The sequence below is a fragment of the Kaistia algarum genome (assembly GCF_026343945.1).
Taxonomy (GTDB): Bacteria; Pseudomonadota; Alphaproteobacteria; order Rhizobiales; family Kaistiaceae; genus Kaistia; species Kaistia algarum.
This window is the reverse complement of the sequence record NZ_JAPKNJ010000001.1, coordinates 1528881-1545569: the sequence shown is the minus strand read 5'-3', so window position 1 is coordinate 1545569 and position 16689 is coordinate 1528881. Positions and strand designations below refer to the sequence as shown.

Annotated in this window: 16 protein-coding genes; 8 read left to right on the top strand and 8 right to left on the bottom strand. The window is 65.9% G+C overall.

Annotation, left to right across the window (positions count from 1 at the left end):
* Positions 1-42 precede the first annotated feature (42 nt).
* The 3 genes from OSH05_RS07450 to OSH05_RS07440 all read left to right on the top strand — a co-directional run bounded on the left by OSH05_RS07450 (position 43) and on the right by OSH05_RS07440 (position 3029).
* Complete coding sequence (locus OSH05_RS07450) at positions 43-1056, top strand: ligase-associated DNA damage response exonuclease (RefSeq protein ID WP_104217629.1); 1014 nt, start codon at positions 43-45, stop codon at positions 1054-1056.
* Positions 1056-2690, top strand: coding sequence for a cisplatin damage response ATP-dependent DNA ligase (locus OSH05_RS07445; RefSeq protein ID WP_104216852.1), 1635 nt, complete (start codon positions 1056-1058; stop codon positions 2688-2690). Before OSH05_RS07450 ends, OSH05_RS07445 begins: the two co-directional genes overlap by 1 nt.
* Positions 2691-2762: 72 nt before the next feature.
* Positions 2763-3029 carry a DUF6460 domain-containing protein gene (locus OSH05_RS07440; protein ID WP_104216853.1) on the top strand — a complete coding sequence of 89 codons (267 nt, stop codon included), beginning with the start codon at positions 2763-2765 and terminating at the stop codon, positions 3027-3029.
* Positions 3030-3074: 45 nt separating this feature from the next.
* Here the strand turns inward: OSH05_RS07440 and OSH05_RS07435 are convergent, their stop codons facing one another.
* The 3 genes from OSH05_RS07435 to OSH05_RS07425 all read right to left on the bottom strand — a co-directional run bounded on the left by OSH05_RS07435 (position 3075) and on the right by OSH05_RS07425 (position 8156).
* On the bottom strand, positions 3075-3854 hold the full coding sequence (locus OSH05_RS07435; RefSeq protein ID WP_104216854.1) for a TIGR02186 family protein: 780 nt from the start codon (positions 3852-3854) through the stop codon (positions 3075-3077).
* Complete coding sequence (locus tag OSH05_RS07430; RefSeq protein ID WP_104217630.1) at positions 3851-4780, bottom strand: sulfite exporter TauE/SafE family protein; 930 nt, start codon at positions 4778-4780, stop codon at positions 3851-3853. Before OSH05_RS07430 ends, OSH05_RS07435 begins: the two co-directional genes overlap by 4 nt.
* A 127-nt stretch (positions 4781-4907) precedes the next feature.
* A complete protein-coding gene (locus OSH05_RS07425; protein ID WP_104216855.1) occupies positions 4908-8156 on the bottom strand; it encodes an SEL1-like repeat protein in 3249 nt (1082 codons plus the stop codon).
* A 306-nt stretch (positions 8157-8462) separates the two neighbouring features.
* Between OSH05_RS07425 and OSH05_RS07420 the strand changes: the two genes are divergently transcribed.
* Positions 8463-8918 (top strand): MerR family transcriptional regulator, encoded by a 456-nt coding sequence (locus OSH05_RS07420; protein ID WP_104216856.1) that lies wholly within the window; start codon positions 8463-8465, stop codon positions 8916-8918.
* 78 nt (positions 8919-8996) lie between these two features.
* Positions 8997-9494, top strand: a complete 498-nt coding sequence (locus OSH05_RS07415; RefSeq protein ID WP_104216857.1) for a hypothetical protein — start codon at positions 8997-8999, stop codon at positions 9492-9494.
* 12 nt (positions 9495-9506) lie between these two features.
* Here OSH05_RS07415 and pip read toward each other — a convergent pair whose 3' ends face one another.
* From pip to OSH05_RS07400, 3 genes are all read right to left on the bottom strand, one after another.
* Positions 9507-10484 carry a prolyl aminopeptidase gene (pip, locus tag OSH05_RS07410; RefSeq protein WP_104216858.1) on the bottom strand — a complete coding sequence of 326 codons (978 nt, stop codon included), beginning with the start codon at positions 10482-10484 and terminating at the stop codon, positions 9507-9509.
* A 12-nt stretch (positions 10485-10496) separates the two neighbouring features.
* Positions 10497-12299 carry an SLC5/6 family protein gene (locus OSH05_RS07405; protein ID WP_104216859.1) on the bottom strand — a complete coding sequence of 601 codons (1803 nt, stop codon included), beginning with the start codon at positions 12297-12299 and terminating at the stop codon, positions 10497-10499.
* Positions 12300-12395: 96 nt separating this feature from the next.
* Positions 12396-13628 carry an amidohydrolase family protein gene (locus tag OSH05_RS07400; protein WP_104216860.1) on the bottom strand — a complete coding sequence of 411 codons (1233 nt, stop codon included), beginning with the start codon at positions 13626-13628 and terminating at the stop codon, positions 12396-12398.
* 144 nt (positions 13629-13772) lie between these two features.
* Here OSH05_RS07400 and OSH05_RS07395 point away from each other — a divergent pair, with 144 nt between their 5' ends.
* Positions 13773-14510, top strand: coding sequence for a cysteine hydrolase family protein (locus OSH05_RS07395; RefSeq protein WP_207778668.1), 738 nt, complete (start codon positions 13773-13775; stop codon positions 14508-14510).
* 72 nt (positions 14511-14582) lie between these two features.
* Positions 14583-14780: a hypothetical protein gene (locus OSH05_RS07390; protein ID WP_104216861.1), complete on the top strand. Its 198-nt coding sequence runs from the start codon at positions 14583-14585 to the stop codon at positions 14778-14780.
* Between the two features lie 7 nt (positions 14781-14787).
* On the opposite strand, the gene OSH05_RS07385 is transcribed toward OSH05_RS07390, so the two are convergent.
* On the bottom strand, positions 14788-14979 hold the full coding sequence (locus OSH05_RS07385; RefSeq protein ID WP_104216862.1) for a hypothetical protein: 192 nt from the start codon (positions 14977-14979) through the stop codon (positions 14788-14790).
* Positions 14980-15092: 113 nt separating this feature from the next.
* On the opposite strand from OSH05_RS07385, the gene OSH05_RS07380 reads away from it, so the two are divergent.
* Entirely contained in the window at positions 15093-15440 is a 348-nt protein-coding gene (locus OSH05_RS07380; protein ID WP_104216863.1) for an arsenate reductase, read from the top strand.
* A 57-nt stretch (positions 15441-15497) separates the two neighbouring features.
* On the opposite strand, the gene OSH05_RS07375 is transcribed toward OSH05_RS07380, so the two are convergent.
* On the bottom strand, positions 15498-16688 hold the full coding sequence (locus tag OSH05_RS07375; RefSeq protein WP_104216864.1) for an aminotransferase class V-fold PLP-dependent enzyme: 1191 nt from the start codon (positions 16686-16688) through the stop codon (positions 15498-15500).
* Between the last annotated feature and the right edge of the window lies 1 nt (position 16689).

The window sequence follows — 16689 nt, the reverse complement described above, 5'->3', positions numbered from 1 at the left end:
CCTTTCTTCCCTTGGCGCATTGGGGTCACTATGTGCCCCACCATGCTCCGACCCGAACAACTCCTCGCCCCCGGACCGGATGGGCTCTGTTGCCCGCTCGGCGGCTTCCACATCGATCCAGTTCGCCCGGTGGCCAAGGCGCTGATTACCCATGGCCATGCCGACCATGCCCGCTCCGGTCATGGCGAGGTTCTGGCGACCGCCGAGACCTTGCGCATCATGGCGACCCGCTATGGCGAGACTTTCGCCAAAGGCAGCCAGGTGGCGAAAATGGGCGAAGCGATGCGGATCGGCGACGTCACGGTCAGCTTCCATCCGGCGGGCCATGTCCTTGGCTCGGCCCAGATCGCGGTCGAGGCAAAAGGGTGTCGCATCGTCGTCTCGGGCGACTATAAGCGCCGGCGCGATCCGACCTGCCTGCCCTTCGAGCCTGTTGCCTGCGACGTCTTCATTACCGAGGCGACCTTCGGCCTGCCGGTGTTCCGCCATCCGGATGACAGCGTGGAGATCCACAAGCTGTTGAAATCGATGCGGGAATTTCCTGAGCGCGCCCATCTCGTCGGCGCCTATGCGCTCGGTAAGGCCCAGCGGATCATTGGCCGGCTGCGCGAGGAAGGCTATGACGCGCCGATCTATATCCATGGCGCCCTGGAGAAGCTTTGCCGTCTCTATGAGGAGGAAGGCATTGCGCTTGGCGAACTGCGGCCGGCGACGCTCGAAACCGGCCGCAAGACGGACTTTGCCGGCGCCCTCGTCATCTGCCCGCCCTCCGCCTTCGCCGATCGCTGGGCCCGCCGCTTCCCCGATCCGGTCGCTTGCTTCGCCTCGGGCTGGATGACGATCCGACAGCGCGCCAAGCAGCGCGGGGTGGAATTGCCGCTGATCATCTCGGACCATTGCGATTGGGACGAACTGATCGAGACGATCGAAGAAATCGCGCCGGCCGAGGTCTGGGTCACCCATGGCCGCGAGGAGGCATTGGTGCGCTGGTGCGAGCTGGCCGGCATTCGCGCCAAGCCGCTGCATATGGTCGGCTATGAAGATGAGGGCGATTGATGCAGGCCTTCGCCGCTCTCCTCGACCGCCTGATCCTGACGCCGTCGCGCAACGCCAAACTGCGCCTGCTCGCCGATTATTTCCGCGCAACGCCCGACCCGGATCGCGGCTGGGCGCTTGCCGCATTGACCGGCGAACTCGACGTCCCCTCGGTCAAGCCCGCCATGCTGCGGGCGATGGCGAGCGACCGCATGGATGCCGTGCTCTTCGCCTACTCCTATGATTATGTTGGTGATTTGGCTGAGACCATCGCGCTGGTATGGGAGCCCTCGGCCGAGGCGGCAGCGGCCGCGGCCGATCGTCAAGGGAAACCCTCGCTTGCCGCGATCGTCGAGTCTTTGCTCGCTTCCTCCCGTTCGGAAGGTCCGAAACGGTTGGCCGCCTTCCTCGATGACCTTGACCCCTCAGGCCGCTGGGCGCTGCTCAAACTCGTCACCGGCGGATTGCGTATCGGCATATCGGCGCGGCTCGCCAAACAGGCATTGGCGGATATAGGCGCCAGGGAAGTCAACGAGCTAGAAGAACTATGGCACGGCTTGAAGCCGCCCTATGCCGAACTCTTCGCCTGGCTCGAAGGTCGAGCGGAAAAGCCGGTCTCGTCGGCGCGGGCGCCGTTTCGCCCGGTCATGCTCTCGCAACCGCTGGAGGAGGCCGACCGGCCACGGATCGTGCCGGAGGCCTATGCGGCCGAGTGGAAATGGGACGGTATCCGCGTCCAGGCCGTGTCCGACCACGGCGTTCGCCGGCTCTATACGCGGACCGGCGATGATATCGGCGACGCCTTTCCCGATGTGCTGGAAGGCCTCGACATCGAAGGGACGATCGACGGAGAGCTTCTGGTCGGGCGGGCCAAGGATAACCAGATCGAGGCAGGCACCTTCTCTGAATTGCAGCAGCGCCTCAACCGCAAGAGCGTCAGCGGCAAGCTCATCATCAGCCATCCGGCCTTCATCCGCGCCTATGATTGCCTTGTCGATGGCGAACAGGATGTGCGGGCCTTGTCATTTCGCGAGCGCCGCCAAAGACTTGAGACCATCGTCGCGGGCTCGCTGGCGAAACGCATCGATCTCTCGCCGATCCTCCCTTTTGCCGATTTCGATGATCTTCTGGCGAAGCGCGTCGCGCCGCCTGCACCGATCATCGAAGGAGTGATGCTGAAGCGCTGGGATTCGGTCTATGAGCCCGGCCGGCCCAAGGGGCCTTGGTTCAAGTGGAAGCGCGATCCCTATGTGATCGATGCGGTGCTGATGTATGCCCAGCGCGGACATGGCAAGCGGTCGTCCTTCTATTCGGACTATACATTTGGCGTCTGGCGGGCTGGTGAGGCGGGCGACGAACTGGTGCCGGTCGGCAAGGCCTATTTCGGCTTCACCGACGACGAACTGGCGGAAATCGACCGTTTCGTCCGCCGCCATACCATCAATCGCTTCGGTCCGGTGCGCGAAGTCGAGCATCGGGCCGATCTCGGGCTGGTCTTCGAGGTGGCCTTCGAGGGGCTGAACCGGTCGGCGCGCCATCGCTCTGGCGTGGCGATGCGCTTTCCCCGCATCTCGCGCCTGCGCTGGGACAAGCCGCCGGCCGAAGCCGACCGGATCGAGACGCTGGAAGCGATGATCGCAGACGAAGGCCCGTGACTCCTCTCGTTTCGCGGCGGTAGTCCGCCCCTATATGATGGCGGTCGCGATTCGGATGTGAGGAAGAAAACGATGAACGGAATTCAGCGCTTCATGGGCGGCTCGCCGGGCCAGGTGCTGCTGCGCCTCATCGTCGTATCGTTCATCGTCGGCATCGTCCTCTCTGCCCTCGGTCTTACGCCCTGGGAAATCGTCGACAAGGCACGCCAGCTCTTCTTTCGCATCTGGAACATGGGCTTCGGCGCGATCGAATGGATTTGGACGTATTTCCTGCTAGGAGCGGTCGTCGTCATTCCGGTCTGGATCATCCTGCGTCTCCTCAACATGAACCGCAGCTAGGCAAGCTTAAGCCGCCGCGCCGGATCGAACGGCTGGAAGGTGACTTCAGTCGCGCCGGAAGACTACGCCGGCGAGCCAGCCCGTCAGCAGCGCAAGCGCGACGCAGATCATGCCGTAGAGAAAGCCGCTGTGGCGCGCGAGATCGAAGGTGACCTGTTCGAATCCAGCTTTCGAGATAACCACCTCGAGATTCTCAGTAGCGAGCAGTGCGCTGTCACTGAAGAGATAGGCCGAGACGTGATACTGGCCGACCGGCACATTGGCGGGGATCGCCAGACTGGCCTGAAACACGGTCGTCCCCGGAAAGGTCACGCCGTAGGGCTGCTCCAGAAACAGGCCGGCCTGCTGCTTCAGGCGGGTCAGCGCACCTCGGAACGATCCGTCCGCGTCCGGGCCGCCCAGTGTCTCAAGACTGAGATTGTCGGCGCCGATCTGGTAGCGCTTCAGGATGGCCGGCGTTGAGATCTGATCGAGCGGGCGCGACGCGCTGACCAGATAGAACGATGGCAGGTCGACGAAGGTTCGCGACGCGCCATTGAGCCAGATACCGAAGAAGCTGTCCTTTCGCCGTGTCACCAGCGTCTCGTTCGGCCCGCGCATCACCACCACGACGTCATAGGCCGCACCGCGCGACACGGTCTCGGCATCGCGCTCGATGGCGCCGAAGGCCGTCAGGCCCGTGCCGCTGAAATCGGACTGAATGCGGATTCGGTTGGCCGAAAGCGTGAAGATCAGGTCTTCGGCGGCGGCAGGCTCTGCGGGCAGCAGGACCGCGAGGAAAAGCGCGAGGCAGGCGAGACCGTGCCAGGCGCGTACGCCCGTCATCGCGCGTCGCCCGCCAGCGTCGCCAGCGAAAACAGCTCGGCAGGCTCGATCAGGAGATTGACGAGAAAGCGGATTCCGACGGCGAGGACCAGAAGCGCCAGCAGCGCGCGCAACTGGTCGCCACGGATCTGCGCGCCGACCCTGGCGCCGAACTGCGCGCCGATGACGCCGCCGACCATCAGGATCAGCGCCAATATACCGTCGACGGTGTGGTTCGTGCCGGATTGCAAGATCGTCGCCACCGCCATGGTCCCGATCATCTGGATCAGCGAGGTGCCGACGACGATGCTGGTCGGCACGCGCAGCAGATAGATCAGCGCCGGCACGAGGATGAAACCGCCACCAATGCCGAGCAGGGCGCCGAGCATGCCGATGCCGACGCCGATGGCGAGAATCGGGATGACGCTGACATAGAGCTTCGAGCGCTTGAAGCGCATCTTGAACGGCAGCCCATGCGCCCAATTATGCTGCCCCGGCCGTCGCAGCGGCGCCGGGCGCCCGCGGCGGGCGTTGATGATGGCGCGGACGGATTCGACCAGCATCAGGCTGCCGACGAGGCCGAGAAAGGTGACGTAGCCAAAGGAGATCAGCAGATCGAGCTGGCCGAGGCGGCGCAGCAGGCTGAAGATCGCAACGCCGATCGACGAGCCGATGATGCCCGCAACCACCAGCACGCCGGCGAGCTTGAAATCGATCAGTTGCCGCCGCCAATAGCTGATCGCCGCCGAGGAGGAGGAGGCGACGACCTGGGCCGTCGTGCTCGCCACGGCCACGGCCGGCGGAATTCCGGAGAAGATCAGCAGCGGCGTCAGCAGGAAGCCGCCGCCGACGCCGAAGAGGCCCGATAGAAAGCCGACGGCGCCCCCCATGCCGAAGATCAGGAACATGTTCACCGGCAGTTCGGCGATGGGGAGGTAGATCTGCACGGTTGAACCGCTGCGGTTTGAGGCCTCTGGAGCGTCCTCGATCGAGAGGAAAGCCGCCTCGCGCCCGGAAGAACGCGAGGAAACAAGGTGGTGCGGCCGCTCCGCCAAGCGGCGAAGTGGCGATGTCTCAGGTGGCCGAGCCGGCCTTGCTCGTCGCCCGGTCGGTCATGGACGTTGCCGCCGGTGCGGCGAACCAGGCTGGATCGGGTGCCGGCTCGTTGTTGGCGACGGGGTCGACCGGCGTCGGCTGGAAGCCCTGCACGGCGATCCGCGCCGTGGCCAGGTCGCCCGGCTTCATCGCCTTCGCGACCTCGTCGCGCCGCTGGCCGGAATCGGTGTCGCCCTGCAGCGCCGCGAGGGCGAACCATTTGTAGGACTGGACCATATTGACCGGCACGCCGAGGCCGCGCGCATAGAGAACGCCGAGATTGTACTGGCTGTCGGCGACGCCATAAGCAGCCGCGACCTCGAACAGCGAGGCGGCACGCTTGTAGTCCGGCTGGCCATTGGCGCCCTCGCTGATCAGGACGGCGAGGTTGTGCGTGGCGCGTGCATTGCCCTGCAGGCTGGCCTTCTCATACCAGCGTTGCGCTAGGGCGACGTCGAGCTTCACGCCGTCGCCGCGCTCATAGAGGCTGCCGACACGATATTGGGCGAGCGCGAAGCCGGCTTTGGCCGAGCGCTCATACCATTCAGCGGCGAGCTTGATGTCCGGCTTGCCGATGGCGGGTTCGGCGAGGTGCCGGGCCATCACGAAGGCGGCGATCGGGTCGCCCTTGGTTGCAGCGGCCTGAACGAGCGCATAGTCCAGTGAGGAGGCCGTCGATTTCTCGATCTCGGGCGTCGGCGGGACGGCGGCGGCGCTCAGATAGCCTGAGAACGGATCCTGCGAGAAGGCGATCGCTTCGCTGTTCGGCTTCGGGGCGACCATGGGCGAGGCGGCGACAATTGCCGGCTTTGGCGCCACGGGAGCGGGTGCCGGATTGGCGGCGGCATTGCGCACCGGCTTCGCCACCGAGCCGGTCGCGGTCGGGTCCAGATCGCTCGTGCGATCGATCGCGACGGCCGGTGCAAGGGCTTCGACAATCCGGTCCTGCAGGGGAGGACCGAGCTTGGCGGCGCCAATCGCCAGAACGACAGCGGCGATGGCGAGCACGAGCGGGCGGCGGCGGGAGCGCAGCGCTTGGCCGATCCGGGCGAACGGCCCCGGCTTCTCGTCCGCTTCGCTGGCCTCACGCTCCTCGGCGCGGGCCTTGGCGGTCTCGACCTGGGCAGCCTGGGCGGCGCGGCGCGCGGCGGCAATGAAATCGGCCTTGCGGTCGCCCGCACGAACCGCGACGTCGCCTTCCGGCCGAATCGAGACGCCGGCAACGTCGGGCTTGCCGGATCCGGGAGCCAGCGGGCGGTGATCTTCGGGCAAATCCCCCGCCATGGGACGAGCCGGGACGGCGCTGCGGGCGCGCTCCTTGATGGAAGAATAGGTCGCCGCGTGGCCGCTGTCCTCGGCCTCCAGCTGGGCGATCCGGTCGACGACCTTGGCGAGCGTGTCGTGCACCGCCTCGAGCGTGTCCTGGTTCTGCCGGTCGGAATGGAGCGCCGCATCCTGCAGGCGGCGCAGATCCTCGCGCAGGGCGCGAACCATCTCGTCGTCATGGCCGGAAGCGAGCGAGCCGGCGAATTCCTCCAGCGTCGTGCGGGCCGTCACGCGGGCGGTCTCGATCGTCTCGTGCCGTGCATCGGCGAGCAGTTGCTGCAGCCGGTCGAGATTGGCTTCGACCTTGGACAGCGCATCGGCGCCGGGCTCGGCAAAGGCCAGCTTTTCGGCGAGCGCTCCGACCTGGGCTTCGAGCGATGCCAGCCCCGGACCGTCCTCGCGGCTCGCCGCGTCGTCGAGGCGCCGGACCAGATGGCGCATCTGATCTTCGATCTCGTCGAAGCGCGCCGGCTGGCGCTGCACGACGTCGCTTCGAAGGTCGGCAATCTCCGAGCGGAGCCCGGCAAGGGCCTCGCCGGAAGCCGGAGCGATCAGGTTCGGAAGATCGGCGATCGCGTCGAACCGGCCGGCCAAGGCGTCCAGCCGCTCTTCCAGGCGCAGCAGCGCCGCCGAATGGAGATCTCCCTGAACGGGCAGCTTCTCTTCAAGCGCCGAGCGAATGGCCGCCACCTGCTGTTCCAGGCGGATCAGCACGACTGGGTCGGTGCCCTTTGCGAAGCCGTCGATTTCGCGCCGCATCGCGCCGATGTCGCGCTCGATATGCGAGAGGTCGACATTCTCGCGCGGCCGCGCGGCGAGTTTCTCGATGGCCGTGGCGAGATCAGCAAGCCGCCGCTCCCCCGAGCCGTCCAGCCGTCCCGCGATGGCGTCAAGACGGTCTTCGATCCGCGACACGTCGCCGGTGCGGCCCGCCGTCTCGCCGATCCGCTCGACGGCCTGCCGAAGCTCCGCGATCTGCACGGAAAGCGTATCGTCCGGCCGCCGCGTCGCGATCGAGGCGATGGCGTTGCGGATGTCCTCGAGTTCGCCATCGATCTCGCGCGGACGTGGTGCCTGCTCGACCCTGTCGGCCAACCGGGCAATCTCCCGGCTGATCGTGTCGAGCCGCTCGCGCTCGGGAACACGGCGGACGATATCGTCGAGCCGCTCGATCATGTGGCCATAGCCCGATTCGACGCTGGCGAGCGTCGTCTCGCGCGCGGCAAGCTCCAGCCCCTGCCGGATGCCGGCGAGATCGGAGCGCAGCCCGGCAAGGGCGGCCTCGGTCGCGGACGATGCCGGCGGGCTCGCCCGCTCAACGAGTTCCGAGCGCAGCGAACGGCCGAATTCCTCGCCGCGTCGCACTTCGCTGACGATGCGGCGATCCAGTGCGACGATCTCCTCGCGCAGCGCCTGCAACGCATCTTCGAGGGCGATCGTGTCGACGGCAGGGAGCTTCGGACCGCTGACGCGATCGATCGTCTGCTGGCGGGCCGAAATCTCGGCAATGGCCGACTGCAGAGGGCCGATTTCTTCGCGCCGAGGTGTCGGCGAGGCTTGGGCCGGTGCCTCGCGCTTGGCGATCTGCGCGGCGATGGCGGCCAGCCGGCTTTCGATGGCGCCGAGGCGTTCGGTTTGTGGGTCGGGGCGGGATGGCTCTGACCGAACCGGCCGGGGTTCGGGTTGCGCGGCAGCCTGCCTCACGCCGCGCCGTATGGCCTCGCGTCGCGAGGATCCCTCGATCGCATCGATCTGGCCGCTGAGTTCGTCGACAAGGGCCGAAAGCGCAGCGATACGCGCGGCGCTTGCCTCGTCGCCCGATCTCAGTGAGCCCTTCGGTCGCGGCGGTTGGGCGGAGCCGCTTTCGCTGACCTCATAGCCGGATCTGCTGCCCGATCTCATCTCGTCTGGCCCCTGGACGCCCTGGTGAGCATCTTTCTGCTGGTCCCCGTCGCCGCAGCCCGGCGGGCGAATCCCTCATGGAGGCGAGTTTCGGTCGATCATGGTAAACAGGGAGTTAACCGATAGGCATCGCGGCGACGGTTCGGTAAGGAGATTTAACCGTTTCTGAGCGATCCGTTCGCCAAGATGCGGCAATGATGACAGCTGCCCGCCTTCACCTTGCCCTATCCGCACGGCAAGACCTCGATATGATTTGTGTCGCTGGTTGAAGAGGCGGGTCTAGGCGGCAGTTTGGGTTGGAAGCGTATGGCGCAGTTTGCCGATATTTCGAGAGACGACATCGATGCGACGGGAATTCCCGACGGCAATCGGCAGACGAGCTTTACCATCGGGGATCTGTCGCGCGAATTCGGCGTGACGCTGCGCACCTTGCGCTTCTATGAGGACAAGGGCCTGCTCAATCCGAGCCGCGACGGCCTGAACCGTATCTATTCCCGGCGCGATCGTGGCCGGCTCAAACTTGTGCTCATGGGCAAGAAGGTCGGCTTCTCGCTCATGGAGATCAAGGACATGCTGGAGCTCTACGACCTGAAGGACGGTCAGGTGCAGCAGATGCAACTGGCGCTCCGGCGGTTCAACGAGCAGATCGGCATCCTGGAGGGGCAGAAGGTCGAGATCGAAAAGGCGCTCGATGAGCTGCGCCGTACGGTGCATGTCGTCAGCGGACTGTTACGGCAGAAGGAAGCCGGCGGCGGCAGTTGAGGCGAGCGGGCGAAGCGTCGCCCGCCGGCCGTCCGCGCGTGCTAGTCTTGGTTCTGGCTGGGCCGGAGGAGCGTGATCATGAGAGGTCTTGCCGCCTGCATCGCCGTCCTTTCGCTGACGGTTTCAAGCTGGGTTGCCCTGCCGTCGGCGCGGGCCGAGGATGCGCCCCCGCCCGTAGAGGCCCCGGTCCCGGAGGCTGGCCGCTTCACCATGGTGCCCTCGGAAGGCGGTTTCGTCCGGCTCGATACCCGCACCGGAATCGTCTCCCATTGCCGGCGCGAAACGGCGGATGCCGCCGCGCCGTGGCGCTGCGCGACGATACCCGAGGACGTGCTGAACCAGCCTGACCGGCTGTCGGCGCTTAGTGAACAGATCGAAACGCTTGTCCGCGAACTGGCGGCGCTGCGCATGCGCGTCGAGACGCTCGAGCATGACAAGAAGGCCGCGCCCGTCGCTTCGCCCGATCTTTCCTCGGACGAAGAAGCGCAGCGCGCCCTCGATTTCAGCGAGGAGCTGATGCGGCGCTTCTTTGGCCTGATGCGCGAAATGAAGCGCGGCGACGACAACCGGACCTGACGATCCGGGCGATCAGGCGGTCTTGAACCGCTCTGTCGCCGCGACGAGTTCATGCACGAGGCCGGGCTCCGACATGGCGTGGCCGCCGTCCGGGACGATCCGCAACTCGGCCTTCGGCCAGACCTTGGAAAGCTCATAGGCGATCGCCACCGGGGTGCAGAGATCGTAGCGCCCATGGATGATCGCGCCCGGAATGTCGGCGATCCGATCGGCATGGGCAAGCAGATGGTCGTCGCGATCGAAAAAGCCGCGATGGACGAAGTAGTGGCATTCGATCCGCGCGAAGGCGAGCGCGTAATAGGGCGACCCGAAGGCAGCAACGCGGCTCGGATCGGGAAGCAGGGACAGCGCGCCGCCCTCCCACATGCTCCAGGCGCGCGCTGCGCTCAGCCGCGTGGCTTCATCGTCTCCCGTCAGGCGTTTGTAATAGGCGCCGATCATGTCGCCACGCTCTGCCTCGGGGATCTCGGACTGATACGCCTCGAACGCCTCCGGCAGGATCCAGGAAGCGCCCTCCTGGTAAAACCACAGCAACTCGCTCTGCCTCAGCGTGAAGATGCCGCGCAGCAGCATTTCGCTTACCCGTTCGGGGTGGGTTTCGGCATAGGCGAGGCCGAGGCAGGAGCCCCAGGACCCGCCGAAGATCTGCCAGCGATCGATGCCGAGATGCTCGCGGATACGCTCCATGTCGGCCACGAGGTCCCAGGTCGTGTTCTCCCGTAGCTCCGCATGCGGGCTGGACCGGCCACAGCCGCGCTGATCGAAGAGAATGATCCGATAGGCCTCGGGGTCGTGATAGCGCCGCATGTTGGGTCCGCAGCCGGCGCCCGGCCCGCCATGGACCATCAACACGGGCTTGCCGTTCGGATTGCCACATTCCTCGACATAAATCTCATGCAGGTCAGAGACCTTGAGGCGGTGGACGGCATAGGGCTCGATCGACGGGAAGAGCTGCTTGCGGGGCGGCTCGACGAAGCTGTCGGCTGGCACGGGCGTGACCTTTCAGGATGCAGGAGTTTCGGCCGCCGGGGCAGCCGATTGGGTTGGCGGGCTGGAGGACGACATGGCGACTGGTTCGGTCGGCGACACCGGATTGGCCATTGGCGTGTCGCTGGTTGGAAGGGAGGCCGCCGGAGAAGGTTCTGAGGCCGAAGGAACCGCCGCCGCTTTCGGTCGGACCTGTTCGGCCGTGCGGCGGGCGGCGGCGAGCGTCGTCGCCCCGGCCTGCTGAAGCTTGATGCCGAGCCTGCGCCAATCCGTGCGCGGCAGCTCCGTCACGGCCCATAGCGTGATGACGCCGAAGATCACGCCGGTCATCCCCGAAAGGGCCACCGGCAATCCGAACCAGCCCGTCGGGCCGAGCACGGTCGGGGCGATCGTGCCCATGCCGAGGAACCGGCCGGCGACATCCGGGAACAGGAGGGCGAGGCCGATATCGGCGACGGTCAGCCAGAGCCCGACCGAAATGGCGGAGACGGCGGCGACCGAGCCGACGCTTCGGATGGGCCAGCCGACGAGCAGCAGCGGGCCGAGGCTGGCGGCGCTGATCGAAAGTCCACTGCCGGCAAGCAGCGCCACATCGTCCTGCGTCGCCCGGGAGAGACCTGCTGCGCAAAGGGCGATAACGACCATCGAAAGCCGCGCGATGAAGATCCGCCGGCCCTCCGGCGCCGAGCCCTCGATAAGCTCGGCATAAAGATCATTGCCGATTCCCGCCGCCGCTGTGGCGAGCAGGGCCGTGGCAGCGACGAGCGCCGCGACCAACAGCCCGCCGATGAGCAGCACGGAGGGCAGGGCGGAAAGGCTGGCGCTTCCAGCGAAGTTGAGCACCAGGCCTGCCGGGTTGACGGTCGCGTCAATGCCGAGGCCGCTGCCGAGCAGAGCGTAGCTCGGCGCCGCCAGGATGAGGGCGCCGGCGACACAGAAGGCGATCCAGCGGCTGCGCGGACCCGTCGGACGCTTCCGCTTCGACCATGCCGGCAGCAGCAGCGTCGGCAGCGTGGCGACGCCAGCGACGAGACAGATGACCAGCGCCAGAACGATTGTCCCCGACACGCGCGCCGGCGCACTCGCCATCGCGCCCTCGGCAAGTCCGATCCACGGCATGGGAAACGCGCTCAAATCGAGCGAGACGATGGCGACTGGCGTCCAATAGGCGAGGGCAACGATCGGCGTCGCGATCGCCGCCATGGCGAGGGCGGCCCGTACCCCGCCGATCAGGCATGCGATCAACGCCAGCACGATCAGGCCGTCGCGTACGGGCCCGGCGGACACGCCGAGCATGCGCGACGCCATGAGCCCGGCAAGCGAGGCCTCTGCGGCGAGGAGGGGGACCAGCGCGAGGCCGATCGCGATCGCGGCAAGCGATCGGGCGCCGCTGCCGAAGCGAGTGCCGATGGCTGCGGCCAAGGTAGGCTCGCTCGTGGCTCGCAGCGTCGGTACGAGCAGGAAAGCGGCCAGCCCGAATCCAGCCAGCAGCGCGGCAAGGAGAAGGAGACCTTCAAAGCCACCGAAGGCGGTCGCCATCGGCGCCGCGACCAGCAGCACCGCGCCGGTGGAAAGGCCGGCGACCGCCCATCCCGTCGCCGTCTCGCCAAAGGCGCCACCGCGGATCATGTCGGTGAAGGTCAGGCTGCCCATGCGCAGGCCGGCGATCAGGACGATGGCGATCGGCAGCAGCGGGAAGAACGCGGCCAGCATCGGCGGCGCGCCGAACTGATCGAGCGCCTCCACGATACCGATCCCCACCACCATGGCGATGGCTGCCCAGAGGGCCGTCGGCTTCAAACGCGTTTCACCGATCACTCGAACCCTCGCCCGCTTGGCCGCCGGGGATCGGACAGGACTGAGCCGGCCTTGTCAACAAAGCTGAGCGCGCAAAGCGCCGCTTCGCCGGTCATATCATCGGACGGGCCGGATGAGCCGCGCGGCCGGGCGCTCGAAAGTCTGGATGCCACGCTTGAAGCCCATCAGCGGCGGCGCGATCTCGGCGATGGCGAGGGCGGGATCGACCGCGTCCATAACGACGAGGTCGGCCGGGTTGCCGACGGCGATGCCATAGTCGGAGCAGCGCATCAGCCTTGCCGGCGAGGCTGTCACCATGTCGAGACAGCCAAGCATCTCGGCGCGGCGACCGAGCTGCGCGATGTTGGCATAGAGATTGGCGATACGGCCGAGCGACGCATCGCCGAAGGGCGTGAACGGGTTGAGGACATTGTTGGTCGCGAGCGAGCAGGTGACGCCGAGCGCGGCGAGCCGGTGCGCCGGCGTCACGCCTCGAGGAACGTCGTACTCGAAGGCTCGGCCCATCAGAAAAAGATCGGTTGCAGGCAACACGGTAACGGCGATACCGGCGGCGGCGAGGCGGCGGCCATAGTCGGCAAAAATCTCGCGCGGCATGGAGGAGAGCTTGGTGACATGGCCGACCGCGACCCGCCCGCCCCAGCCAAGCCGCTCCGTCGCCGCGATGACCGCGTCCAGATGCGTCCAGCTTGGATCGAGGTCGAAGTCGAGATGGAAATCGACATCGAGATCGAAACGGCCGGCAATGGCGAAGATCCGCTCGATCTGGGCCTCGGGCTGCGTATCGGTATAGGGGCACCCGCCGATCAGATCGGCGCCGCGCTCGCAGGCTTCGACAAGTAGTTCCTCGGTTCCCGGATCGTTGAGAAGCCCCTCCTGCGGAAACACGCAAATCTCGATGTCGACGGCGAAGGCATAGTCGCGCTTCAACCGCTGGAGCGCGGCAAAGGAACGGAGGCCGATCCGGGGATCGACTTCAACATGGGTACGGATGCGCGTCGTGCCTTGCAGGATCGCCTTGACCAGCGTGGTCTCGGCGCGGGCGTAGACATCCTCCTCATCGAAGTCCCGTTTCAGCCGGGCCACTTCGGCAATGGCCTCGGCCAGCGAACCTTCGGCGCGGCAGCGGTCGAGAATGCAGGATTTATCGAGATGGATGTGGCTGTCGACGAAGCCCGGCAGCACCAGCCTTCCGCTGGCATCCATCTCCACGATTCCTGCCCCGATTGTGGTGCCGATAGCTTCGATCTGCCCGTCGGTAACGCCGATCGAGAGCGGGGCATCGGAGAGTTCCGGCACGTGGGCGCCGGAAAGGACGAGGTCAAACGGCATGTCACATTTCCCTGAAGCGCGCGCAGCATAGACCAGCGCGAGACTGCGACGCTACGCGGCCGGGTGCGGAATGGGTCGGTTCTGCACAAAGAAACATCATGCCAAGGATTGCGGCGATCGCCGAAACTGAGCTTCAATTCGCCTTTGAACGACGGCATCGACCCGAAAGGCAGCTACATGCACAAGATCGCCATCGATCCCGAAATTCTGGGCTTCGTGAAGCGTTGGCGCGGCAAGGAACATATCTTCCGCGACATCGACCCGGCCCGGACCGCGCATGTCGTGATCGACATGCAGAATGCGTTCGGCGAGGTAGGCGGCGAATTGGAGGTGCCGACCTGCCGCGAGATTGTTTCCAACATCAACCGCATCAGTGCAGCGCTCGCCGAAGCGGGTGGACTCAATGTCTTCGTCAAGTTCGAGGTGACGGAGGATACGCCGAAGAGCTGGTCGGTCTGGCTCGATTATTTCTGTACGCAGGAGCGGGGGACCCGTGCCAAGGCTTTGTTCGCACCCGGCGCCTGGGGCGGCGAAATCATGCCGGAGCTCGACATCTACGAGCGCGACATCGTCGTGCCGAAGAGCCGCTTCAGCGTCTTCGTGGAGGGCTCGTCAGAGCTGAACCGGATCCTGCGCGCGCGCGGCATCGACACGATCATCATCTCCGGAACGGTCACCAATTGCTGCTGCGAATCGGCGGCGCGCGATGCCATGCAGCTGAACTACAAGGTGATCTTCATGGCCGATGCGACGGCCGCCCTGACCGACGCCGAGCACAATGCGACGCTCTCCAACATGGTCTCGATCTTCGCCGACGTTATGACCACGGACGAATTAGTGGGCTTCGTCGAAGCGTCGCCGGCCCGCATCGCTGCCGAGTAATCCGAAATCGCCGCGGCTCGCTTTCACGATCCCGCTGTGGTTCAAAGGAGGCCATCAAAATGGAGAGCATGCATGGCCAAGGATCAGGAAGCGATCGCGGAACTCGAGCAGCGGATCGCCGCGGTTCGCGGGAATATCATTGAGCTGACCGAGCAGGCCGCCGCCTTTTCGGGCGCCGCAGATGAGGATCTTGCCTCGCGGCGCCTTGAGCAGCAGGCCAACGAGTTGGAGCGGTTGACGCGCGAACTCGACGCCCTTCAGGGAGAGTGACGGCGCCTCAGTGCAGCGTCGTCTGCTCGATCAGCGGAATGAGCTCGAAATCATAGAGGGCGCGGTCGTCGTCCGAGAGGATCGCGGCGCCGCCGGCTATGACCTTGGAAAGAACGACGTCCGCCTTCGACAGGCGCCGGATCTTGCCTTCGGCGACGAGTTGGTCGCGCGCGGCCGTGAGATAGATACGCCTCAGCACATGGCCCTCCTTACGCTGACGATGATGGGATTATAGGTCCATTAAGGTTACGGATTCGTATCGAACAGCTGGCGTTGGCGTGCCGGTTCGCCGGCAAAATATGGAATGGACGGATGGTGACGATTTACGGGATCGTGAATTGCGACACGATGCGGAAGGCCCGCGCCTGGCTGGACACGCATGGCGTCGGCTATGCGTTTCACGACTACAAGAAGCAGGGCATTGACGGAGCGCGACTGGAGGCCTGGGCCGACGAGCTCGGCTGGGAGGTGCTGCTCAACCGCTCGGGAACGACCTTCCGCGCGCTTCCGGATACCGACAAGAAGGACCTGACGCGTGAGCGCGCCATGGCGCTGATGCTGGCGCAGCCTTCGATGATCCGCCGCCCGGTGCTCGATCTCGGCACGCGCCGGCTGGCCGGGTTCAAGCCGGAGACCTATGAGGCGGCGCTCGCGAGTTGAAGGGTGCCGCGAGCCTTGTCAGAGCGACTTCGGTGTCCGGCGATGGCGCCGTCTATGTCAGTCCGGCCAGGCAAGCGCGCCTTGAAGACCTTCGGAGCGATGCTCGGCGAAAGTCTGGCGGAAGCCCGGACGCTGTCCTTGTGCCGCGGCGATCTCGTCCCAGATCGCGGCTCCGACGATCTGTGCTTCATCGGCAGTCAAATTGCAGGGGTCGAGATGGAGAGTGCCGCTTTCGATCAGGTCGTCGCGTACCCGGATCGATGGCGTCCGCCCGGCGAGGCGGTCGGCCAGCTCCCAGGCGAACAGGCCCGCATCGCGCCCGACGGTGACCTCGACACGGTCGATCGGGTTGCCGGTCCAGTCCGGCAGGCGGCGCAACGATAGTCCCGGAATCGTCCCAAGGTCGTTCAGCCAGGCTTCGACGATGGCTTCTTCACGAGCGCGAATAGCGTCGGCATCGCGCTGGCCCCAAGCCTCCAGAGCGGCGATGGCGCCGGCAATGCCCTCCTTGCCGACCTTCATCGCCCGGCCGATGCCACGGCTTTGCAGATAGGTAGCGCGCACCAGATCGCGCCGTCCGGCGACGATGCCCGCCGTGGGTCCGCCGAGGAATTTATGCGCGCTCCAGATGACGAGATCGGCGCCGAGGCGGATGGCTTCGCGAAGATCATGTTCGCTGGCCATATCGACGATCACTGGCACGCCGCGCGCATGGCAGATTTCGATGAAGCTCGCGAGATCGGTTTGCCCCGTGGGCACGACATGGTGCGAAATGACGAACAGCGCGGCTGCCGTTCGCTCGCCGATCGCCGCTTCGATATGGAAGGGCTGCACGTCGAAGGCCGTGCCGACGGCGCGTACGCTGGCGCCGGCGAGGCGTATCATCTGGTCGACCGGCGCCCCGAAATTGACGAGGTGCCCGGCCTGGACGATGACCTCGCTCTTGAGGCCAGCCGCATCCGGCAGGCGCTCGATCGCCGCCGGATCGGCGCCGGTCATCGCACTGGCGACGCCGAGCGTGATCGCGGAGGCGCTGGACGAGGTAATGAGCCCGGCTTCCGCGCCGGTTGCCGCCTGAATGGATTGGCTCGCCCGCCGCTGCAGATCGGCAATATCGACGAACTCGGTCAGAATCGCTCGCACAGCGTCGACAGCTTCGGGCACGACGCGGGAGGCACCGATTACAGTCATGGTACCGGAGGCGTTGATGACCGGCGTCAGGCCAAGCGTGTCGAGGATCCTGGACATG